The 21449-nt window shown below is 28.4% G+C and carries 22 protein-coding genes and 1 pseudogene; 8 read left to right on the top strand and 15 right to left on the bottom strand.

Going from position 1 to position 21449, the window contains the following annotated elements; all coding sequences use genetic code 11:
- Positions 1 to 9: 9 nt before the first annotated feature.
- The 7 genes and pseudogenes from CPEL_RS07135 to CPEL_RS07105 all read right to left on the bottom strand — a co-directional run bounded on the left by CPEL_RS07135 (position 10) and on the right by CPEL_RS07105 (position 6144).
- The gene (locus CPEL_RS07135; RefSeq protein WP_044599236.1) at positions 10 to 240 is read right to left on the bottom strand and encodes an acyl carrier protein; all 231 of its coding nucleotides are present in this window, start codon (positions 238 to 240) and stop codon (positions 10 to 12) included.
- Positions 230 to 1159 carry a ketoacyl-ACP synthase III gene (locus tag CPEL_RS07130; RefSeq protein WP_044599235.1) on the bottom strand — a complete coding sequence of 310 codons (930 nt, stop codon included), beginning with the start codon at positions 1157 to 1159 and terminating at the stop codon, positions 230 to 232. The genes CPEL_RS07135 and CPEL_RS07130 overlap by 11 nt, the downstream gene beginning before the upstream one ends.
- A 9-nt stretch (positions 1160 to 1168) precedes the next feature.
- Complete coding sequence (locus CPEL_RS07125) at positions 1169 to 1756, bottom strand: hypothetical protein (protein WP_044599234.1); 588 nt, start codon at positions 1754 to 1756, stop codon at positions 1169 to 1171.
- Positions 1757 to 1772: 16 nt separating this feature from the next.
- The gene (locus CPEL_RS07120) at positions 1773 to 2582 is read right to left on the bottom strand and encodes an aminoglycoside 3-N-acetyltransferase (protein ID WP_044599233.1); all 810 of its coding nucleotides are present in this window, start codon (positions 2580 to 2582) and stop codon (positions 1773 to 1775) included.
- A gap of 4 nt (positions 2583 to 2586) precedes the next feature.
- On the bottom strand, positions 2587 to 3891 hold the full coding sequence (locus tag CPEL_RS07115) for a YeiH family protein (RefSeq protein ID WP_044599232.1): 1305 nt from the start codon (positions 3889 to 3891) through the stop codon (positions 2587 to 2589).
- On the bottom strand, positions 3878 to 5359 hold the full coding sequence (locus tag CPEL_RS07110; protein ID WP_044599231.1) for an amino acid adenylation domain-containing protein: 1482 nt from the start codon (positions 5357 to 5359) through the stop codon (positions 3878 to 3880). The genes CPEL_RS07115 and CPEL_RS07110 overlap by 14 nt, the downstream gene beginning before the upstream one ends.
- Positions 5340 to 6144, bottom strand: a pseudogene (locus CPEL_RS07105) (AAC(3) family N-acetyltransferase). Before CPEL_RS07105 ends, CPEL_RS07110 begins: the two are co-directional and overlap by 20 nt.
- Before the next feature lie 67 nt (positions 6145 to 6211).
- On the opposite strand from CPEL_RS07105, the gene CPEL_RS07100 reads away from it, so the two are divergent.
- Entirely contained in the window at positions 6212 to 7414 is a 1203-nt protein-coding gene (locus CPEL_RS07100) for a DUF2920 family protein (protein WP_044599230.1), read from the top strand.
- A 13-nt stretch (positions 7415 to 7427) separates the two neighbouring features.
- Positions 7428 to 8177 carry a hypothetical protein gene (locus CPEL_RS07095; RefSeq protein ID WP_044599229.1) on the top strand — a complete coding sequence of 250 codons (750 nt, stop codon included), beginning with the start codon at positions 7428 to 7430 and terminating at the stop codon, positions 8175 to 8177.
- On the opposite strand, the gene CPEL_RS07090 is transcribed toward CPEL_RS07095, so the two are convergent.
- From CPEL_RS07090 to dcd, 5 genes are read right to left on the bottom strand one after another with little or no spacing between them, the layout of a single operon-like run.
- Entirely contained in the window at positions 8174 to 8410 is a 237-nt protein-coding gene (locus tag CPEL_RS07090) for an acyl carrier protein (protein ID WP_414437343.1), read from the bottom strand. The two genes, CPEL_RS07095 and CPEL_RS07090, sit on opposite strands and share 4 nt — an antisense overlap.
- A gap of 11 nt (positions 8411 to 8421) precedes the next feature.
- Positions 8422 to 9690 (bottom strand): DUF2172 domain-containing protein, encoded by a 1269-nt coding sequence (locus CPEL_RS07085; protein WP_044599228.1) that lies wholly within the window; start codon positions 9688 to 9690, stop codon positions 8422 to 8424.
- A complete protein-coding gene (gene pseC / locus CPEL_RS07080; RefSeq protein ID WP_044599227.1) occupies positions 9683 to 10813 on the bottom strand; it encodes a UDP-4-amino-4,6-dideoxy-N-acetyl-beta-L-altrosamine transaminase in 1131 nt (376 codons plus the stop codon). The genes CPEL_RS07085 and pseC overlap by 8 nt, the downstream gene beginning before the upstream one ends.
- Positions 10810 to 11817 carry a UDP-N-acetylglucosamine 4,6-dehydratase (inverting) gene (pseB, locus tag CPEL_RS07075; protein ID WP_044599226.1) on the bottom strand — a complete coding sequence of 336 codons (1008 nt, stop codon included), beginning with the start codon at positions 11815 to 11817 and terminating at the stop codon, positions 10810 to 10812. The genes pseC and pseB overlap by 4 nt, the downstream gene beginning before the upstream one ends.
- Before the next feature lie 47 nt (positions 11818 to 11864).
- Positions 11865 to 12425: a dCTP deaminase gene (gene dcd, locus CPEL_RS07070; protein WP_012661997.1), complete on the bottom strand. Its 561-nt coding sequence runs from the start codon at positions 12423 to 12425 to the stop codon at positions 11865 to 11867.
- A gap of 131 nt (positions 12426 to 12556) precedes the next feature.
- Here dcd and accB point away from each other — a divergent pair, with 131 nt between their 5' ends.
- Both accB and CPEL_RS07060 read left to right on the top strand, forming a co-directional pair.
- Entirely contained in the window at positions 12557 to 13006 is a 450-nt protein-coding gene (gene accB, locus CPEL_RS07065; protein ID WP_044599225.1) for an acetyl-CoA carboxylase biotin carboxyl carrier protein, read from the top strand.
- 1 nt (position 13007) lies between these two features.
- Positions 13008 to 14339: an acetyl-CoA carboxylase biotin carboxylase subunit gene (locus CPEL_RS07060; RefSeq protein WP_044599224.1), complete on the top strand. Its 1332-nt coding sequence runs from the start codon at positions 13008 to 13010 to the stop codon at positions 14337 to 14339.
- A gap of 17 nt (positions 14340 to 14356) precedes the next feature.
- Here the strand turns inward: CPEL_RS07060 and CPEL_RS07055 are convergent, their stop codons facing one another.
- Entirely contained in the window at positions 14357 to 15184 is an 828-nt protein-coding gene (locus CPEL_RS07055; RefSeq protein ID WP_044599223.1) for a SurA domain-containing protein, read from the bottom strand.
- Positions 15185 to 15249: 65 nt separating this feature from the next.
- Here CPEL_RS07055 and gltX point away from each other — a divergent pair, with 65 nt between their 5' ends.
- The 4 genes from gltX to gdhA all read left to right on the top strand — a co-directional run bounded on the left by gltX (position 15250) and on the right by gdhA (position 20159).
- Entirely contained in the window at positions 15250 to 16644 is a 1395-nt protein-coding gene (gene gltX, locus CPEL_RS07050) for a glutamate--tRNA ligase (protein WP_044599222.1), read from the top strand.
- Positions 16641 to 17876 (top strand): malate oxidoreductase, encoded by a 1236-nt coding sequence (locus CPEL_RS07045; protein ID WP_044599221.1) that lies wholly within the window; start codon positions 16641 to 16643, stop codon positions 17874 to 17876. The genes gltX and CPEL_RS07045 overlap by 4 nt, the downstream gene beginning before the upstream one ends.
- 237 nt (positions 17877 to 18113) lie before the next feature.
- Positions 18114 to 18779 carry a 6-amino-6-deoxyfutalosine synthase gene (locus CPEL_RS07040; RefSeq protein WP_044599220.1) on the top strand — a complete coding sequence of 222 codons (666 nt, stop codon included), beginning with the start codon at positions 18114 to 18116 and terminating at the stop codon, positions 18777 to 18779.
- A gap of 12 nt (positions 18780 to 18791) precedes the next feature.
- On the top strand, positions 18792 to 20159 hold the full coding sequence (gene gdhA, locus CPEL_RS07035; protein WP_044599219.1) for an NADP-specific glutamate dehydrogenase: 1368 nt from the start codon (positions 18792 to 18794) through the stop codon (positions 20157 to 20159).
- A 10-nt stretch (positions 20160 to 20169) separates the two neighbouring features.
- Here gdhA and CPEL_RS07030 read toward each other — a convergent pair whose 3' ends face one another.
- Both CPEL_RS07030 and CPEL_RS07025 read right to left on the bottom strand, forming a co-directional pair.
- Positions 20170 to 20706 (bottom strand): hypothetical protein, encoded by a 537-nt coding sequence (locus tag CPEL_RS07030; RefSeq protein WP_044599218.1) that lies wholly within the window; start codon positions 20704 to 20706, stop codon positions 20170 to 20172.
- Positions 20693 to 21406: a bifunctional thiol oxidoreductase gene (locus CPEL_RS07025; RefSeq protein WP_044599217.1), complete on the bottom strand. Its 714-nt coding sequence runs from the start codon at positions 21404 to 21406 to the stop codon at positions 20693 to 20695. The genes CPEL_RS07030 and CPEL_RS07025 overlap by 14 nt, the downstream gene beginning before the upstream one ends.
- Positions 21407 to 21449 lie beyond the last annotated feature (43 nt).

The raw sequence follows: 21449 nt of genomic DNA, 5'->3' as shown, positions 1-21449 counted from the left end.
ACTCCTATATTATTTCGATTTTATATATTGCTCTATATTTTCTATGGAAGTTAATTTTTCTACATCTTTCATAGGAATTTCAATGTTGTATTTTTCTTGTAAATTTAAGAAAAGGTTTGCCATATCCAAAGAGTCTATTCCTTGATCCTTTAAAGGTTTGTTTATTTCTAGTGTGTTTATATCAACTAAAACTCCAACATCCTTTAAAATTTCTAAAATTTCTTTTGTTTCAATTTTCATCTTTTTTTCCTTGTAGTATAGCGCTAGCCCAAGAAAGACCTGTGCCAAATCCTGAAATCAATATATTATTATAGCATTTTTCTTTTTGAAATTCATTTTCTAACAAAATTGGTATCGAAGAAGAAACGGTGTTGCCATAAAAATTTGCATCAAATGGAGCTTTATCTTTATCTAAATTTAATCTTTGTCTAATAGTATCAACGATGTATTTGCTACCTTGGTGAAAAATAAAACGATCAATATCATCAAGCCCCATCTTTTCTTCTTTTAAAAAATTCATTATATGTTTTGGTATAGTAGTAGCACTAAATTCAAACACTCCGCGTCCATTCATAAATAAAGTATCTTTTTCGCAAAGGATATTTGTATATTTACTACCATCAGTTCCAAATTTAAATGATTTTATTTTATATCTATAGTCTTGACTTATATAACTTACACTTGCTCCATCGCCAAATAACAAAGAAGTATTTTTGTCGTTATTATTTATAATTTTTCGATAAGGATCGCAGGTAAATAACAAACCATGTTTTAGATTGTTATTTTGCATGAAAGAAAGTATAATAGAAAGTCCATATACATATCCACTACATCCAAGCCCTACATCAAAACAAGCACAATTACATGAAAGACTTAATTCTTTATGTAAAATTGCTGAAGTGTGTGGAATTTTTATATCTGGATTTTGTGAAATTAAAATCAAACAATCAATATTAGATAAATCAACTTTGTGTTTTATTTTTTCAAATGCCTTTAAACATAAGATAGAGGTTTTTTCTTCATTTGAGCTTTTACTAAGACTTTGAAAGCCTATTTTTTCTTTAATAAACTCATCATTTATATCAAAATCTATTTTTCTTTCAAAATTAGAAATTTTATTAGAACAAATGTAAGTTCCTATATCACAAATTCCAAGCATAAGTTATCCTTATTTTAAACTAAAATAAATAAAACCTAAAAATTTATCACCAAGGTAAATTGCACTTTTTACAATTAAAAAATTAAAATTACTTTTAAATATAAGTTTGATAGGATAAGTTTTTTCCAGTGGAATATTTTGGATTTGTAATTTTGAAAAATACCATTTTCCTTTAACCTCATGAAACAATTTTGTTAGTAAATATTTGTTTAAAGCAACAATTTCCTCCATATAGGTAAAAACACTAGGATTATTTAAAATAATACTTTTTTCAATATGATTTATCGTGATATTTTCTGTAATACTTTCTTCTAAATAAGGTTTAGAAAGCGTCGGTTTAGAAAGCGGGTTGTCAATTCCATATAAACAACAAATAGAAGAATCTTTTTTTAAAAAATTACAGACAAATCTTAATTTTTGTAAATTATCAGGTTTGATATCGCTTAAGATGAGATTGTTATGTGCTATATTATGAAAAGATAGTTCAAAATTTGATGCAATATTATCTTTGTATAAAGATAATATTGCATTGTAAATATCTGTACCATGTATATAATTACGATTTTCTTTAAAATTAAATTCCAATTCTTTTAGCATTTATCTTCCTTATAAATTAAAATATAAATGGTTTTAGCTCAGGTTCTTTTTCCATCCACGCATAGATATCTTGTTGCAGATACTCTATGCATGAGTTGTAAAAATTTTTATAATTATAAACATAAATAGCACTTTTACCTAAAGGAAATTCTTTAATTTCACCTTGATATTTATGCATAAAATAATTAAAGAAATTAACATTAAAATTTCTTTTATATCCTCCCCCACAATATTCTTTATATAAGACATGTAAATAAAATTTTTGGTAAATTATTTCTCTATTTATTTGTATGGGATGATTAAATTCTTTGATGTATCTATAAGGAACATGCATATTAAATTCTGCATGATGGACTATAGAGCAAGTCATATTTGGTTTCATCCCCATACTTATCATTAAAATATTATCATGTTTAAGCATATTATCATATGGACTTTGTAAGCCATAAGCAAAAGGAATTTGACAATCACAAATCTTTGCATGTTTACCAAATGCCGTATAAGATGTAAAAGGATGTAAGCTTCTGATACTATCATTAAGATTTAGTAAATAGTTGCCAAAAGCACCTAAATTTGACCAAGTATAGCGATGAAAAGGAATATTGGTATTGCAAATTTGAAAACTCATAGTCTGAGTCATGATAGTAGCTTGTTCTTTACTAGCTTGCATTGTGCTTTCTATGATTGCATCAAGCAAATCATTTTTATTTTTTGAATCAAAATAACCAAAATTTGCTAAATTTCCAGTAATAAATACAACTTCATTTTCTTGGGTAATATTTTTTAAAAAAATATTTTTTAAATCTTGTATTTTATAATCTATCATAATTTCACTTTAAAAAATTAGTCCAAAAATCAACAAAAATATAATTAGACAAAACAAAACCTAAAGGAAGATTAATAGCAACCCCTAAACTAAAAGCAAGCAAGGGTTTGTAGCCTAAAAATAAAATTTGTTTAATATTTGCACTTAAACCTATACATAAAAAAGTCCAAATAAAAATCCAGTTTCTGAAATTTTTTATATTTGATAAAACTTCATCTTGATAAATTTTACCTTGATTTTGTAACAAAATTATGAAAATACTTGTAAAGATAGACATAAAGATAAAACCTACTATAAATATAGGAAATCTTTGCCAAATAATTTTCGGGCTAATTTTTTCAGATATATTTTTTTCCCAAAAAGCAATAGATAAAAAAGCTACTATTACAGCCCATATCCCAATAAACATATCACGCCCTAAAACTTTTATTAATGTAAAAGCAGCTACCGCTCTTTCATCCCCTATGGCTGAAGCCGCAGCCAATCCAGCAGCGTCAGCAAATTCTGAAGTGCCTATCCAAGCTCCTGCAACTCCAGCATCTAATTCTAGAAATTTACATAAAAGAGGTAAAAATAATATCATTAATATAGCCCAAAATACTACTATACTAATAGTTACTGATATATATTCTTGTTTAGCTTTAGCTGCATTTCCTATAACTATAGCAGCACTAACTCCACATATAGAGCCACCTCCGCTTAATGTAGCACCAAAACAAGGATCAAGTTTAAATAATTTAGTGGATATGAAAAATATTGAACAAAAAGTGATTATTGTGATGATGCAAGCTTGTAGTATGGCTATAGAACCTGCTTGTATAAGTAAAGTTAATGGTAGTGTTGCTCCCATTAATACAATACCTATTTTCACATAAAATTCTGTTACTAGGCTGTCTTTAAACCAAGTAGGAAACTGAAAAATATTGCCAATTATAAGTCCAATGATTAGAGCTATTAATGGTGTTTCTAATTTCCAAGCTTTAATTAATTCATGTGAGCTGATAAAATTTGTTAGAATGGAGAGTAAAAAAATGATGCTAAAATTAATTAAATATTTTTTAACATCATATTTTAAAAAAAAGAATGCAATACCAAAACATAAAATAAAAAATACATATAATAATATAATCGAAAAAATATTAAAATGCGTTATTACTTGAAATATACTATTAAAATTCCATGATATAAATTTGATATCTATAAATTTATAAATATATGGTAAGTTAAATATCCATAATGTAGAGGTAAAAGTAACGATGCTCAAACTAATTATTATTGCTTGAGTATCTTCTTTTTCAAACCATTTCACTTAAAACTTTCCTATCAATCTTCCCATTTGCATTTAAAGCAAATTGTTCTATTCTAACAAATTTTTTAGGTAGCATATAAGTTGGTAATTTATCTTTTAAAAAATCTTTAAAATTTATTTCTTTATCACTTTCATAAAAACAAATAATATCTTCTTTAAATATGCAAGCACTATTTTTAATATCTTGATGAGAATTTATTATGCTTTCTATTTCTCCTAGTTCTATTCTATGGCCCATATATTTTATTTGATTATCAATTCTTCCATAGCATATTAATTCACCAAATTCATTATAAGCTACTATATCACCGCTTTTATAAACTAAGTCTAAATAATTATCATGCAAAGGATTTTGCACAAAAGCTTTATTTGTTTTTTCTTTATCATTATAATATCCTAAGCTAAGCCCACATCCTCTTATATATAATTCACCTTTTATGCCAACTTTATCAGGTGTTATTAAATTTAAATTTTCATCAAATACTAAAAGCTGGGTATTTTTACAAGCTTTTCCTATAGGCAAAAGCTCATCATCACTAAATTTTCTATTTATTATGTAGTAAGAACAAACATCGGTTATTTCAGTAGGACCATATAAATTTGCAAATAAAGCATCAGGCAAATATTTTCTCCATATGTTTAATTGCTTATTTGGCATTATTTCGCCACAAAATAAAATTTTATTTAATTTTGTTTTTTCATTTAAAGCATTTGTGTTTGCAAAATATATCAAAACAGAAGGCACCCAAAATATAGTATTTACTTCATTATTGATTAAATATTCCATTATTTTATTTGGAAAAGCAAATAAATGATTAGGAAGTAAATGCAAAGTAGCACCAACTTTTATAGATGAGAATATATCTAAAATGCTATTATCAAAATAAAGTGGAGCTTGATTTGCTAATATATGATTTTCATCAAAATTAAAACTCTCACAAACCCAAAAAGTATAATCAATCACACTTTTATGAGCTATGCTAACTCCTTTTGGCACTCCTGTGCTTCCACTTGTAAAAAATACATATAATAAATTAGTATCTATATGCTTATCTTTTGTATTTTTTAATGCTAGCTCATCTATGTCAAAATCTTCAAATTCATCTGTGTAAATTGTAGGTAAGTTTAAATTTATATTTAAATCTTTTGAGGTAATAAGTAATTTTGGTTTTAAAATTTTTATTACCTTATTTATTCTTTCTATGGGACTTTTTTCATCAAGTATGGTATAAAAATTCCCACTTTTTGCCGTGCCAAAAAAAGATATTAAAGCATTTATACTTTTTGGTAATATTATTAAAATAGGGCTATTATAAATATTTTCATTTATTATTTTACTTGCTAATTTATCTGTGATAATATTAAATTCTTTATAAGTTATACTCTTGCCATTAAATTCTACAAATAGTTTCTTATCAGGAAATTTTAAAACACTTTTTTGTAAAAAATCAGCTATATGAGTTATCATCTATTTCCTTTAATAAATAATTTGGATTATTTTTTAAATATTTTAGCGTATTTAAAAAATATTTTTTACTTTCTATGCTAACTATGCAAGATTTTGCAAAATTTATTATATTAAAATTATCGTTTTGTTTTAATATATTTATTTGCTTTTGTTCGCACACTAAAGAATTTTTATCTAAACATCTTACATAATAATTTATATTTTTATCGTGATTTATGCCATTTTCATCTATTAAAATACCTTTAAAATTTTTAAAATATCTATAAGGTACTTTGGCTACTTCTTCTATATAGTGAGTAAAAGTATATCCTACTAAATGAGTTCCAAATAATATTATTTTTCCATCATTTTTATAAAGTGTTTCATAAACACAATCTTTTCCAAAACAACTTGTAGTATCTTTTAAAAATAAATTTTCTTTTTCACCTTTTATAGCAAAAGAAAAAATAGGATCATTTGTTCTTTTTACCCCCCCCCATTTGCGAAAGTATTCATTTAAAATTCCAACTTCACTTTTTGAATTTAATTTATCATAAATTCCATTTTTACAAAATTTATAAGTAAAAGTAGGCATTATAAGCGTTCCTTCTTTTCCTATAACTTCAAAGAAACAATCAATTATACTTTGTAAGAATTCATTCTTAGGAAGTAAAGGAATTCCAAAATTAAATAATTCTGTATGAACACATAAAATATCACCTTTTTTTTATATCTAATTCATAAAAAGTATTTATTAAATCTATATTTGAATATTTTTTATTGTTATATTTAAGTATATATTTCATGACTTTCTTTGATTGAATATTTAATTGGTTATAATATCATAATAAATTGCAATTAAGAAAGAAAATTATGTTAAAAAATGAAACTTATTTCATAGACTCTTGTGATGATATAGAACTTGGAATAAAAAGAGAAAGTAAATTAGAATACAGAATCACTTATGATGATAGTAAGCAAATGCAAGCAATTGTTTTTATGATAGGTGCTTATGGATCAAGTGTATCAATGATGGAATTTGATAGACAATATATTGCACAAAAATTTAATGTTATTGTGGTTAATGTGATTTACTGGTGCTTTGGAGCAAGAACAGGAGATGAGGTTGATTATAGTGCTAAGACAATGATCACAGAAAATGACTTGGAATTTTTGAAAAATTCTTTAGATAGAATGAATTTAAGTGCTGATGAAATCAATGTTAATACAGCGGGATATTTAATAAATAGTTTAAATGATTATATACAAAATTTAAAAAATGCTAATCACATAGAAAAAGATTTTCAGATAAATATCAATGCTACTTTAATTCCCCCTAATAACGAATATCAAAATTATGGCATTATGGCTGCAATTGATCACATAAATGCTTTAAAAGATATAATAAAAAAACATCCTGAATTTAAAGTTTTACCAAAAATTTATGGGGGGGGGTCATACGGAGGTTATCTAGCGCTTCTTATTTCAAAGATAGCTCCTTGGCATGTTGATGGTGTTTTAGATAATTCTGGAGAAGCTTTGCTTTTGCTCCGATATATTATAGGAAGAGATTTAAACGAAATAGAATTTTTAATTAACAAGCAAAATATGAAAATAGGTTGTTTTTTAAAAACACATTGGAATGCTAATCCAAATTCTCCTTATTGTTTTAAAAATGAAAATTATATGATTAGAGCTTTATTAAATCCTACTCATTTAACAATTCAAGCAAATAAAAGTAAAAATATAAAATACATTAGCTATCATAGTTCAACTGATTTAATGAGTCCTGTCAATGATAAAATTCAGCTAATGCAAATTTATCAAACTATAGGTTATGATGTAGAATTTCATTTAATTAAAGATGATGATATTGATGGAGAATTTATTAAACATTCTAATCATGGCGGTGGCATCACAATGAAAGCTTTATTTAAAAAGGAATTGCCAAGATTATTAGAACAATTTCAAGGAAAGTATTTTGGATTAAAACAAGATAGTATAGAATATCCTTGCGGAGAAAAAACTTTTGTTTTTAAAGATAAACACAATAAATTTGAATTAGAGATTATATAAATTAAGGAAAAATATGGATAATTTTTTTGATATTTTACATGGTAAAGAATTCATTTTAGCGCCAAAATGCTATATGACTTGCAATGGAGGATGTTGCCATAATATTTATGCAAAATATTTCAAGTTTAATACATCTAGTGATGTTATTTTGCCTATGATTGAGGCTGAATACTTGTCGTTAGTAAAAGCAGGAAATACCAACTTAAGTAACCATAATCAAGTCATTTATGAGCTAAAAAACAAAAAGAAGTTGGTTGTTTATTTTGTAAAATGTTCTTTAAATGGTATTTGTAATCCACATAATTTAAGACCATTGATTTGTAAATTATATCCTTATTATCCAAGTGTTGATTTTGATGGTAATTTTTTAGGAGTAAAACCTTGTGCCTTGTTTGATATTTTTTATAAGCATAAAAAAAATAATTTTTGCACAATAACTCATACTGCTGAAGAAGAATTTATAAAAACTTTTTACGAAAATACTAAAGTACTTCAAAAAGAACCTATTATGATTTTTATTTTTAAAGCTTTAGAATATATTGAAGAAGCATTGAAAAAATACATTTATGAATACTATGGAAAAGAAATGTATATTGATGAGATGAGTGAAAATGAGAAATATGATTTTTTTGCCATGCAAGAGATAAATTCTATGACATTGAAAGCATATAGAAATGATGATTTTATAAATAAAATTCAAAATCTATATGATATTTTAGAACAAAAATATCATGATAGATTTAGTAAATATTTTATAAATTAATTCATAGCTTGATTTAGCATTTGCTGAATACTTTGAAAATTTTTAAAATTATTTGGTGTGATAAATTTAGCATTTAATGGCTTATTGAAGAAATTTTCAATTTCCATTATGAGTTTCATCATATCTACACTATCTATAATATCATCATCAACTAAGTCTTGTATATTTTCATCAATATCAAATCTACCTATATTTTCAAATAAAGTTTTAATATTTTGCATTGAAATTTGCATTTTAATCCTTTCTATATAGATTTTATTAGTTTATTTTCATTTAATTTTTCTATCAAATCTTTTAATTCATAGCCTTGTAAATTTAATTTATTTGCTATATCTAAAACGTCATTTTTACCATCACAATAGGCTAAAAAATCAGCCGACAAATGTCTCTTGTTTGTTGAATTTGTATTAATTGTATGATATAATCCTCTCTTTCCCAAATTTGGTTCGCAAATTATTGTGTTTTTATAAATTTCATTAACTTCTAAATTCATAATGATTTCTTGCATAGCGTTTAATCCACCTTGCAAGCCTTTTTCACTTATAAAGCTTAGATCATCTTTGCTTGTGTGATATTGTTTATAATCGCCAAATCTAGTTCTACAAATTCCAACTACAGGTAAATTTACCAAAGGCGAGCAATATTGTCTTTCATTACCACCTCTATATAAAAAACTAAATTCTTTGAAATTTTGTTTATTTTTTAAAGTATGTAGAGCAACTTTATCGGCTATGGTATTCTCATTTGGTGTGTGAATAAGCGAGTAAGCATTATCATCACCTATGCATGAAAGTGCAAAACCAGCTTTTGTGTATTTTTGTAAATGTTTTAAATGTTTATTTATATAAACTATGCTACCTATAGTTTCAGGAGCAAAAATAAAACGATAATTATATTTTCTTTGTTTTTGCTCTAAAAGCCATTTAGCTAAAAATGCAGCTACTATAGGACTACTTAGTTCGTTATTTGCCATAGATGGATGACAAAGATAAGCAGAGATTAAAATTTCTTCTTTACAATTTTGAGTGCTAGGTATTATAAAATCAGCATAATTTAAAACTCCATTTTCATGGTGCTTTGCATCTATAAAAACTTTGTATTTTCCTTCTTTTAGTTTAACCCTATCTTCATGTTTTATGCAAAATCCCCAGCGTTTTTTATAATAGCTAGTCACATAAGGAATAGCATCAGGCATTTCCTCTATAGAGTAAAGGTGCTCTTGCAAACTTGCTAGATCAAGTTCTGTATCCATACCTATACTATAGTTTAAAACATGGAGATTATTTTGCTTAAAATCACAAATTTTCTCACCATTTGGAGTGATTATATAAGCATCGTTTATTTGCCATTCAGCCGGCACTTCCCAGTCAAATACTTTACTCCCACTTGCTATAGAGTGAATTTTTAATATACCCCCTCCCATAGCATCATCAAGTATTTTCAAACTTTGCCTAAAGCCATCTCCTGTAATGCTTCTACATATAGGAAAAAGTTTTTTAGCTAGATTATACATCGCAATCTTTCTTTGAATTTTGTAAAATTTCAAATAATTTTTCTTTTATAAATTTTGCATCTTTTAAACTCATCTCTTGATGGCATGGTATGCTAAGCTCTGCTTTATAAAAATTATCAGCATTTTCTAAATATAAATTTTTGTATAAATTTTTATAAAAACTAAATTCATAAGTTGGTTTATAATGCACTTGCACTCCTATGCCAGCATTTATTAGTTTTTCAAATATTATTTCTTTTTGACAATAAAATTCAGGATAAAGCAATATTGGATATAAATGTCTTGAGCTTTTTTTATAATCTTTGATTTTTATAGTGCTAAAAAATGGATTTTGCCTAAATTCTTCATCATAAAAACTAGCTATTTCTTCTCTTTTTTCTATCATTTTATCAAGTTTTTTAAGCTGATTTATACCTAAAGCACAAGCTACATCACTTAAGCGATAATTATATCCTAGATCTATCATATCGCTATCCCATAGTCTTTTTTTGTAAATTCCATGAGATCTTAATAATTTTATTTTTTTGATTAATTCTTCGTTATTGCTTACTACAGCTCCACCTTCAAAGGTAGTAATTGGCTTAACAGGATGAAAAGAAAAAATTCCCAAATCAGCTTTGCTTCCTACTTTTTCATTTTTGTAAATACTTCCTAAAGCATGGCTTGCATCATCTATCAAAGGTATATTATATTTTTTAGCTAGTGTTAAAATTTCATCCATTTCTACGCTATTGCCAGCATAATCAACAACACATATTGCACCTATATCATCGCTATTTTTGTTTAATCTTTGTTCTAATTTAGATGGATCTATATTTCCATCACTTTTGATATCTATAAATTCTACTTTAGCATTTGCCATTAAAGCTGCATTTGCAGTAGCGGCAAATGTAATTGGAGTTGTTAAAACTATTTTATTTTCAACATTTAAAGATAAATATGCAAGATGTAAAGCCGAAGTTGCTGAATTTAGCACACAAGCATATTTTACGCCTACATATTCACAAAGTGCGTTTTCAAATTCTTCTACCTTTTTGCCACCTGTTAAAAATTCATCTTTTAAAGCATCAATTACAGCTTTTATATCATCTTGATCTATGCTTTGGTGAGAATAGGTTATCATTTTTCAAGCTCTGTGTGATTTATTATGTTTAAAAGCTCTTCTTGGCTAATCCATTCTTTGTTATTATCTGAACTATAAGAAAAACCATTAGCGACTTTTTTGCCTTTTTGTCCTTTTGCGTTGGTGCTAAAGTCAGTTTCGGTATTTGTAAATTTAATGCTTGGGCTAATGGCATAGTATTTTTCAAATTCATAGGTTAAATGGCTATCATCGCTTGAAATCATAATCTCATGCAGTTTTTCACCTGCTCTTATGCCTATGATTTTATGATTTAAATTTGGTGCCATAGTTTTTGCTAAGTCTGTTATTTTCATAGATGGAATTTTAGGGACGAAAACTTCTCCACCTTGCATAATTTCAAAATTATTTAAAACAAAATTAACCCCATCTTCTAAAGATATCCAAAATCTTGTCATTCTTTCATCGGTTATAGGTAGTTCTTTGGCACCTTCGCTAATGAGTTTTTTAAAAAATGGCACAACAGAACCTCTTGAACCCACTACATTGCCATATCTTGTAACGCTAAATTTAGTATGGGAATTTCCTGCAATGTTGTTTGCTGCTACAAAAAGCTTATCGCTTGCAAGTTTTGTGGCTCCGTATAAATTGATAGGATTGCAAGCTTTATCAGTAGAAAGCGCTATACATTTTTGAACATTATTTTCTAAACATGCATCGATTACATTTTGCGCACCATTTATATTTGTTTTTATACATTCCATAGGGTTGTATTCTGCAATTGGCACATGTTTCATAGCAGCTGCGTGTATTACAAAATCTACATCTTTCATAGCCACGCTTAATCTTTCTTTGTCCCTTACATCGCCTATGAAATAACGCATGCAAGCATCATTAAATTTTCTTGCCATTTCAAATTGTTTTAATTCATCGCGTGAGTAAATGATGATTTTTTTGGGTTTGTATTTTTGAAGTAAGGTTTTAGTATAAGTTTTTCCAAAACTTCCTGTGCCACCGGTGATTAAAATACTTTTTCCATTAAACATAATTTTTCCTAACAAAATAACTAAATTTAAATCGTCTAAAAATAAAATTATTTTAAAATTCTTGGCAAGGTTATACCTGTTTGGGCTTGGTATTTGCCTTTTTTATCAGCATATGTTACATCACAAGGTTCATCTCCTTGTAAAAATAAAACCTGAGCTATGCCTTCATTTGCATAAATTTTTGCAGGAAGGGGAGTGGTGTTTGAAATTTCTATAGTGATATGCCCTTCAAAACCTGGTTCAAAAGGTGTGACATTGACTATAATTCCACATCTTGCATAAGTGCTTTTGCCAAGACAAATTGCTAAAACATCATTTGGCATTTTAAAATACTCCACCGTTCTTGCAAGTGCGAAAGAATTTGCAGGCACTATACATACATCACCTACAAAATCAACTACATTTTCTTCTACGAAATTTTTAGGATCAACCACAGTGGAATTTACATTAGTAAAAATTTTAAATTCTCTTCCAACTCTTATATCATACCCATAGCTTGAAAGCCCATAACTTACTATACCTTTTCCTATATTTGCTTCACAAAATGGCTCTATCATATTGTGCTCTAATGCCATTTTTTTGATCCAATTATCTGCTTTTAAGCCCATTTTTATCCTTTATAAGCAAAGTGAATTTTTAAATTATATCTTAAAATAAAAGTAAAAAATAAATAATTGAACTTATTTTTAGTATTTTTATATATAATTATAAATTAAGTCTTATAAATTAAGGAGAATATATGACAAAAGAAGAAATCAAAGAACTAATGCAACTTTTCGCAGAAGCAAGCATAAGTAAAATTAAAATAAAAGAACAAGATGGATTTGAAATAGAACTAGAAAAAGATTTATGTTGTGAATTACCAACCCCAACCCCAGTTGCTCCAGCTCCACAACCAATCAATGTAAATGTCGTAAATGAGACTAAAGCAAACTCAACCTCTTCTAATAAACCAACTATTAATAGCCCTATGGTAGGAACTTTTTATCAAGCTCCAAGTCCAGGTGCAGCACCTTTTGCTAAAGTGGGACAAACCATTAAAAAAGGAAGCACTATAGCAATTATTGAAGCAATGAAAATTATGAATGAAATCGAAGCTGAATACGATTGTAGGATAGTAGAAGTTTTAGTAGCTGATGGCCAACCTGTAGAATTTGGCATGCCTTTATTTGTGGTGGAGAAATTATAAAATGGAAATTAAAAGAGTTTTAATTGCAAATCGTGGAGAAATTGCATTAAGAGCTTTAAGAACCATTAAAGAAATGGGAAAAAAAGCAATTTGTGTGTATTCTACTGCTGATAAAGACGCACTTTATTTAAAATATGCTGATGCTAGTATTTGTATAGGTAATGCTAGAAGTTCAGAAAGCTATCTTAACATTCCAGCTATTATAAGTGCAGCTGAAATAAGCGAAGCTGATGCTATTTTTCCAGGGTATGGATTTTTAAGTGAAAATCAAAATTTTGTTGAAATTTGTGCTAAGCACAATATCAAATTCATAGGTCCATCAGTGGCTGCTATGGCATTAATGAGCGATAAAAGCAAAGCAAAACAAGTTATGCAAAGAGCAGGTGTGCCTGTTATACCAGGAAGTGATGGGGCTTTAGGTGGAGTTGAAGCAGCTAAAAAACTTGCAAAAGAAATAGGCTATCCAGTTATTTTAAAAGCAGCAGCAGGTGGTGGTGGCCGTGGTATGCGTGTGGTTGAAGATGAAAAAGATTTAGAAAAAGCTTATTGGTCGGCAGAAAGTGAGGCTATGAGTGCTTTTGGCGATGGAACAATGTATATGGAAAAATACATTCAAAATCCACGCCATATAGAAGTGCAAGTTATAGGCGATAGCTTTGGCAATGTTATACATATAGGCGAAAGAGATTGTTCTATGCAAAGACGCCATCAAAAACTTATAGAAGAATCTCCTGCGATTTTACTTGATGAAAAAACAAGAAAAAGACTCCATGAAACAGCGGTAAAAGCTGCTAAGGCCATTGATTATGAGGGTGCGGGAACTTTTGAATTTTTAGTAGATAAAAATTTGGATTTTTATTTTATAGAAATGAATACGCGTTTGCAAGTTGAGCATTGTGTTAGTGAGATGGTAAGTGGAATAGATATAATTGAACAAATGATAAAAGTAGCTGAAGGTTATCCTTTGCCAAAACAAGAAGAAATCAAACTTAAAGGGCATTCTATAGAGTGTAGAATTACTGCTGAGGATTCTAAAACTTTCTTACCATGCCCAGGAAAAATCACCAAATATGTAGCTCCAGCAGGACGCAATGTAAGAATGGAAAGCCATTGTTATCAAGATTATAGTGTTCCACCTTATTATGATTCTATGATAGGAAAATTAGTCGTTTGGGGTGAGGATAGAAATACAGCTATTGCTAAAATGAAAATAGCCTTACAAGAGCTTATCGTAGGTGGAATTAAAACGACAAAAGATTTTCATTTGGCTATGATGGATAATGCAGATTTTATCAACAACAACTACGATACAAATTATCTTTCAAGACATTAAATTAAGATAGGTAAAACCTATCTTAATTCTTCTATATGTGCATTTGCTCTTATTTTATCAAGATAATTTTTAAGTGCTTGTTCTTTTTGATTTATCGTATAAACATTAGCTACTTGATCTTTAATTAAATTAAAATCAATAGGGTTTTTACCATATTTTTCTTTTACAAAATACACTATATAAGCATTTTCTCCATTTAACACTGGAGTAAATTCTCCTATTTTGGTATTGTTTAATAAAGCTAGCAATCTTGGATCTATATTTGAAGCATTTAAACTAATAGCTTTTGATTTGATTTGAGAGTTTTTAAACATTGGATTTTGCGTAATTTTTTGTAAAAGTTCAGGTTCAGTTGAATTATAAACAACTAAATCTATATTAGAAAAAGTACTAAATTTATCTATATTGCTTTCATAGAAATATTTTAATGTCTCATCATCTATATTTACTTTTGTATTTTGCATAATACTTCTATATAACTTTTCTTTTTCAAGATCTCTTTTAACTTGATTTTTAAATGTTTCAAAATTTAATTTATCTTTTTCCATTTTTGCTTGTAAGCCATTAATGTCTGTTTTATTACCTTTTGCAATTTGAGCTAGTTTTTCATTAAGCTCAAAAGTGCTTACATAAATGCCTAATTTTTTTACCTCATTTTGTTGAATTTTTTCATCGACTAAAAATGTGATAGCCTTTTGTTTATCATTAGTATTTAACTGCTTCATGGTTTGTTCTATATCATAAAGTGTAATAGGCTCACCTTCAACCACCATAGCAACTCCTCCTATGGTTTGTGCATATAAAATGCTAGCAATAAAACAACAAGATATAAAAATTTTTTTCATAATCAAACCTTTATTTAAGTGTAAATATCGCATTATAACAATAAAAATTTAAAAAAGGTAAAAATATGCAAGAAATTACTACGCGTTTTGCTCCCTCTCCGACAGGATATTTGCACATTGGTGGCTTAAGAACTGCTTTATATAATTATCTTTATGCAAGAAAAAATAAGGGTAAGTTTTTATTGCGTATTGAAGATACGGACTTAAAAAGAAATTCACAAGAAGCAACGCAAGCTATTATAGAGGCTTTTAAGTGGTGCGGGCTTGATTATGATGGGGTTATTGAATATCAATCCCAAAGATTTGATATTTATAAAAAATACATTCAAAAGTTATTAGATGAGGGCAAAGCTTATTATTGTTATATGAGCAAAGAAGAGCTTGATGAGTTAAGAGCTAAGCAAGAAGCGGCCAAAGAACGCCCAAAATATGATGGAAGATATAGGGATTTTAAAGGAACTCCGCCAAGTGGCATTGAGCCTGTGGTGCGTATTAAAGCCCCACAAAGTGGTGAGATTAAATTTATTGATGGGGTTAAAGGTGAGGTAAGCTTTAAAGCTGAAGATATTTTAGATGATTTTATAATCGCAAGAAGCGATGGTAGCCCAATTTATAATTTAACCGTTGTAATTGATGATGCGTTAATGGGCGTGAGTGATGTTATAAGAGGAGATGATCATCTTTCAAATACACCTAAGCAAATTGTGCTTTATGAGGCATTGGGCTTTGAAATTCCTAAATTTTACCATTTGGCTATGATACATGGTGAAGATGGCAAAAAACTTTCTAAGCGCCACGGGGCAACTGATGTTATGGAATACAAAAACATGGGAATTTTACCACAAGCTTTGTTAAATTTTTTAGTAAGACTTGGTTGGAGCCATGGTGATGATGAGGTTTTTTCTTTAGAAAAAATGCAAGAACTTTTTGATCCAAATCATATTAACAAAAGTGCTTCTTGTTATAATTTTAAAAAATTAGAATGGCTTAATGCCCATTATATTAAAACCTTGCCTTTTGAAGAAATCAACAGACAATTAAAAGAACTTGGCTTTGATTTGGGACAATATGAAAAAGCAGGATTTTTATTAGATATGCTAAGAGAAAGAGCTAAAACCTTGCATGATATTATTAGCGGGGCTAAAGTGTTACTAAATGAACCAAAAGAATACGATCAAAAGGCTATAGATAAATTTCTTAATGAAACAAATTTAGCTTGTTTGGAAAAATACGCTAAGGTTTTAAACGAGCAAAAAAGTGCTTGTGAATTCGAAGAATTAACTAAGCAATTTTTAGAAGAAAATGACCTTAAATTAAAAGATCTAGCCCAAGCCATACGCATTGCACTCACAGGAAGCTCAGTAAGTCCTAGTATATTTGAAGTATTAGAATTTTTAGGAGTGCAAAAGGCCAAGCTTAGGATAGAAAATTTACTAAATTACACAAAGGGGAAGAAATGAATTTAAAAGAAGAAGCTTTAGAATATCACTTAGGTGGTAAAGTAGATATCATAGCTAGAAAGCCTATGGATAGTGCCCATGATTTATCTTTGGCTTATTCTCCAGGGGTTGCTGAACCTTGCATTGAAATAGCAAAAGATGAGACTTTAGCATATAAATACACTAATAAAGCAAATTTAGTGGCTATAGTAAGCGATGGTAGTGCGGTTTTAGGACTTGGAAATATAGGAGCAAGTGCAAGCAAACCAGTAATGGAAGGAAAAGCTTGCTTGTTTAAAAAATTTGCTAATGTAAGTGCTTATGATTTAGAGATAAACGCACATAGTGTGGATGAAATCGTAAATTTTTGCAAGGCTATAGCTCCAACTTTTGGTGGAATCAATCTTGAAGATATTGCCGCACCAAAGTGTTTTGAAATAGAAGCTGCTTTGCAAGATCTTGGAATTCCTGTAATGCATGATGATCAGCATGGAACGGCTATTATTTCTACAGCAGGATTAATGAATGCTATGGAAATTAGTGGTAAAAAATTTGAAGATATTAAAGTTGTAGTAAGTGGAGCAGGTGCAGCAGGTATTGCAAGTGCTAGAATGTATAGAAATTTAGGTGTAAAAAATATAGTTTTAGTAGATAGCAAAAGTGTAATAAACACTCAAAGAAATGATTTGAATAAATATAAACTAGAATTTGTAAGCGATACCAAAGATAGCACTTTAAGAGAAGCTTTAAAAGATGCTGATATGTTTTTGGGTTTAAGTGCACCTAAGATTTTAGATGATGAGATGATTTTAAGTATGGCAAAAGATCCAGTAATTTTTGCACTAGCTAATCCTGTGCCTGAAGTAATGCCAGAAGATGTTAAAAGAGTTAGAAGTGATGCTATTGTGGGAACAGGTAGAAGTGATTATCCTAATCAAATTAACAATGTCTTAGGATTTCCTTTTATCTTTAGAGGAGCTTTGGATGTTAGAGCGACTAAAATTACTGAAAATATGAAAGTAGCTGCTGCTAAAGCTTTGGCTGATTTAGCAAAACTTCCAGTAAGTGATGAGGTTAAACAAGCTTATGGAGTAGAAGAACTTAAATTTGGTAGAGATTATGTTATACCAAAACCATTTGATAGTAGGGTTAAAGCTGTGGTTAGTGCTGCAGTGGCAAAGGCTGCGGTAGAAGATGGTGTAGCTTTAATCAAAGAATTTGATTATCAAAAATACTTATCTAGCTTACAATAATTTTATATATTAAGTTTTATTTAAAATATTATTTTAAATAAAACTTCTTTTTATTGGAACATCTCATTATATTTTTTAAATTTATATACTCAATTTTATTTTAAGAATAAAACTGAAATTTGTATTTTTATGTGCTTAATTATATAAATTTTAACAATGATGATATTTTTATTTAATTTAATTTATATTTAAGATAATTTTTTATAGGATATTAAAACTTAATATAGAAAGGTAAAGATGGTTTTTGGAAAGATAGATTATCTAAATTTACTCCCTTTACATATTTATCTAAAAAAAACTCCATTTCCTAGCTATGTTAAGCAAACTACAGAATACAAAAAAGGGGTTCCTAGCAAACTAAATCGCTCTTTGTATTATAAACGCATTGATGCGGCGATTATTTCAAGTATTGAAAGTGGTAGAAAAAAATACAAAACTTTAAATATTGGAATTTGTGCAAATAAAAAAGTAAAAAGCGTTTTAGTTAAAAAACATTCTCAAAGCAAAGAAGACGCAAGTTCTGCAACTTCTAATGCCTTAGCAAAAGTTTTAAAGCAAAAAGGGGAGGTTATCATCGGTGATAAGGCTTTAAAACTTTACTTGCAAAATCCACAAGATTATATTGATTTATGTGAGCTTTGGTATGAGAAAACAAATTTACCTTTTGTTTTTGCGCGTTTTTCTTGTATAAAAAATTTCTCCATTTATAAAAAGATGATGAAAAAATTTATTAATAGTAAAATTTTTATTCCACAATACATTTTACTAGAATATTCTAAAACAAGAAATCTTTCCCAAAAAGAAATTACTGCATATTTAAGGTTGATTTATTATAAAATAGGAACAAAGGAGCAACAGGCGCTAAAAATTTTTTTAGCTAAAACAAAAAACAAGATACTATAAAAAGGACATTTTATGGGCGTAGCTAAGCAATACATCAATGAAACTTTAGAAAAAATTCAAACAATCTCTCCAAGACAACCTATTTTTTTTCAAGCAGCTACTGAGGTATTAAATTCTTTAGAACCTTTGCTAGAATCAAATAAAACTTATCAAGATCATGCTATATTAGAACGCATTGTTATGCCTGAAAAAACAACTATATTTAGAGTTGTATATATCAATGATGCAGGTAAAGCCCAAACGCATTTTGGCTATAGAGTGCAGTTTAACTCTAGTTTAGGTCCTTACAAAGGTGGACTTAGATTTCATCCTAGTGTAAACTTAGATGTTTTGAAATTTTTAGGCTTTGAACAAATTTTTAAAAATTCTTTAACAGGTTTAATGATAGGCGGAGCTAAGGGTGGGGCAAATTTTGATCCTAAGGGTAAAAGTGAAGCAGAGATTATGCGTTTTTGTCAAGCTTTTATGGCTGAACTTTCAAAAATCATAGGTGCAAATACCGATGTTCCTGCTGGTGATATAGGGGTTGGTGCTAGAGAAATTGGATATATGTTTGGAGCATATAAGAAAATTAGCTCTAATTTTGATGGAACTTTAACAGGGAAGAAAATTCCATGGGGTGGAAGTTTAGCAAGAACAGAAGCAACAGGATATGGTTGTGTGTATTTTACTCAAGAAATGCTAGCAAAGTATAACAATGCATTAGAAGGAAAAGAATGTGCTATTTCAGGCAGTGGTAATGTAGCAATTTATACTATAGAAAAACTTAATCAACTTGGTGCAAAAGCAATCACAATAAGTGATAGTGATGGTTTTGTTTATGATAAAGAGGGAATAGATTTAGAATTATTAAAAGAAATTAAAGAAGTAAAAAGAGCTAGAGTGAGCGATTATGCAGCACTTAAAAAAGGTGCCATTTTCACTCCAAAAAGTGCATATAAACAAGGTTGTAATGGAGTATGGAGTATACCTTGTGATATAGCTTTTCCAAGTGCTACACAAAATGAATTAAATTTAGAAGATGTTAAAACTTTGTATCATAATGGTTGTCGTATGGTAGCAGAGGGAGCTAATATGCCAAGCACACTTGAAGCAATTGATTTTATGTTAAATCAAAAAGACTTTTTATTTGCTCCAGCTAAGGCTGCAAATGCAGGCGGGGTAGCTACTTCTCAACTTGAAATGCAACAAAATGCAAGTATGTGTCAATGGAGTTTTGAAGAAGTTGATGCAAAATTGCATAAAATTATGAAAAATATTTTTGAAAATTCATATGAATGTGCAAAAGCTTATAATCATGAAGGAAATTTAGTAGTAGGTTCAAATATAGCAGGTTTTAAAAAAGTTGCTGATGCGATGATTGATCATGGTTATATTTAAAAAAGATGGCTTAAATGCCATCTTTAATATAAAAAAAGCTTGCTATTTGATTAGCTATTTTTTCTTCTAAAGACTCTTTGGCTCTATTTATATCACTAAGATAAGCAGTTCTTGCTAAAAGTGAAGTGCTTTGAGTAGAATATTTAGAAATAACTTGTAAATTTGCTTGCATAAGATAATAATTTTCAATTTCTACCTCAAAAACATCGTCTATTTTATCAAAATCATTGTAAAAAAACCTTGCAGCAGAAGAACGCAGTCTTTGAGCATAAGAAAATTTCTTAAAATCTACTATATTGATATAAATTGTATAATCGCTTTTTTCTTTATTTAAGACAAAGCCTAAATTTTGCAATTTATGAATGATTTTTGTTTCTAAATTAGTTTTTATTTTTGAAGGGTTGTTGATAATTATAGAAAAACTCTGATTTTTACTAGCATGTAAAAATATACCTTCATTATTTGTTTGGATGAAAGTTTGCATAGGACCTGTGCAAGCACTTATAAAAAGTGCAAACACAAGGATTAAAAGATTATTTTTGAGCATCGACTATAGTTGGAACAGCACGAAGGCCAAGTTTAGAGTATTTAGCAAAAGTTTCTTTCACTGCTTTTACTTCAGCATCGCTAGGTTTTTTGTAATCTTTTATATCTTTATCGTAGTATTTTTGCATGATAGCAATTTTTTGTGCATCGTTTTTAGCATTTTTACTTTCTTTGTAAATAAGAGCTGATTTTTCAAAAGCACTAAGTTCATGAATAGGTGTTAATATGAATTTAACTTGATGGGTTTTTAATGTTTCTTCTATTTTATCCAAATGCATTCTACAATATGGACATTCAGGATCGCTAAATACATAAAGCAATGGTTTTTTTGGATCTCCTAAAGAAACAAACATTGTTTCTTTTTTAAGTTCAACCAATGCCTTTTTAGCAAATTCAGCTTGTTGTTTTTCCATTAGTTTAGCTTGATAAACTTGAGAATAAAACTCACCTTTTTTTACATCAATTACTTCGGTTGTAATGATATTTGCTTGAGTAAAAATGATTTCTTGAAAACTTTTGCCAGCAATTTCAAAATTAACTATAACAGCTTCAAAGTTAGTATCAGGAATTTTTTCTCTACTAGAAACACTAATGCTTGCATTTGATAAATTTGGATTTTTTTTAAAAAAATTGATAATTTCTTCATTGCTTGCAGCAAATAAAGAGCTAGCAAGAGTTAAAAGAGCTAAAGATTTTTTCATTATTTTCCTTTATTTTAAATTTTTATGTATTATAAAATTTTAG

Source organism: Campylobacter peloridis LMG 23910 (genome assembly GCF_000816785.1).
GTDB classification, from domain to species: Bacteria; Campylobacterota; Campylobacteria; order Campylobacterales; family Campylobacteraceae; genus Campylobacter_D; species Campylobacter_D peloridis.
Note: the sequence above shows the minus strand (reverse complement) of the source record. Positions and strands in the feature narration are given on the sequence as shown.

Excerpts from the sequence above, each read along its gene's own strand:
- CPEL_RS07045 (WP_044599221.1), top strand. The coding sequence starts at position 16,641 with ATGAATTTAAAAGAAGAAGCTTTAGAATATCACTTAGGTGGTAAAGTA.
- CPEL_RS07095 (WP_044599229.1), top strand. The coding sequence starts at position 7,428 with ATGGATAATTTTTTTGATATTTTACATGGTAAAGAATTCATTTTAGCG.
- pseB (WP_044599226.1), bottom strand. The coding sequence starts at position 11,817 with ATGTTTAATGGAAAAAGTATTTTAATCACCGGTGGCACAGGAAGTTTT.
- CPEL_RS07060 (WP_044599224.1), top strand. The coding sequence starts at position 13,008 with ATGGAAATTAAAAGAGTTTTAATTGCAAATCGTGGAGAAATTGCATTA.
- CPEL_RS07135 (WP_044599236.1), bottom strand. The coding sequence starts at position 240 with ATGAAAATTGAAACAAAAGAAATTTTAGAAATTTTAAAGGATGTTGGA.
- CPEL_RS07040 (WP_044599220.1), top strand. The coding sequence starts at position 18,114 with ATGGTTTTTGGAAAGATAGATTATCTAAATTTACTCCCTTTACATATT.
- gltX (WP_044599222.1), top strand. The coding sequence starts at position 15,250 with ATGCAAGAAATTACTACGCGTTTTGCTCCCTCTCCGACAGGATATTTG.
- CPEL_RS07090 (WP_414437343.1), bottom strand. The coding sequence starts at position 8,410 with ATGCAAATTTCAATGCAAAATATTAAAACTTTATTTGAAAATATAGGT.
- CPEL_RS07120 (WP_044599233.1), bottom strand. The coding sequence starts at position 2,582 with ATGATAGATTATAAAATACAAGATTTAAAAAATATTTTTTTAAAAAAT.
- CPEL_RS07085 (WP_044599228.1), bottom strand. The coding sequence starts at position 9,690 with ATGTATAATCTAGCTAAAAAACTTTTTCCTATATGTAGAAGCATTACA.
- dcd (WP_012661997.1), bottom strand. The coding sequence starts at position 12,425 with ATGGGCTTAAAAGCAGATAATTGGATCAAAAAAATGGCATTAGAGCAC.
- CPEL_RS07025 (WP_044599217.1), bottom strand. The coding sequence starts at position 21,406 with ATGAAAAAATCTTTAGCTCTTTTAACTCTTGCTAGCTCTTTATTTGCT.
- CPEL_RS07055 (WP_044599223.1), bottom strand. The coding sequence starts at position 15,184 with ATGAAAAAAATTTTTATATCTTGTTGTTTTATTGCTAGCATTTTATAT.
- CPEL_RS07110 (WP_044599231.1), bottom strand. The coding sequence starts at position 5,359 with ATGATAACTCATATAGCTGATTTTTTACAAAAAAGTGTTTTAAAATTT.
- accB (WP_044599225.1), top strand. The coding sequence starts at position 12,557 with ATGACAAAAGAAGAAATCAAAGAACTAATGCAACTTTTCGCAGAAGCA.
- CPEL_RS07030 (WP_044599218.1), bottom strand. The coding sequence starts at position 20,706 with ATGCTCAAAAATAATCTTTTAATCCTTGTGTTTGCACTTTTTATAAGT.
- pseC (WP_044599227.1), bottom strand. The coding sequence starts at position 10,813 with ATGATAACCTATTCTCACCAAAGCATAGATCAAGATGATATAAAAGCT.
- CPEL_RS07125 (WP_044599234.1), bottom strand. The coding sequence starts at position 1,756 with ATGCTAAAAGAATTGGAATTTAATTTTAAAGAAAATCGTAATTATATA.
- CPEL_RS07130 (WP_044599235.1), bottom strand. The coding sequence starts at position 1,159 with ATGCTTGGAATTTGTGATATAGGAACTTACATTTGTTCTAATAAAATT.
- CPEL_RS07100 (WP_044599230.1), top strand. The coding sequence starts at position 6,212 with ATGTTAAAAAATGAAACTTATTTCATAGACTCTTGTGATGATATAGAA.
- gdhA (WP_044599219.1), top strand. The coding sequence starts at position 18,792 with ATGGGCGTAGCTAAGCAATACATCAATGAAACTTTAGAAAAAATTCAA.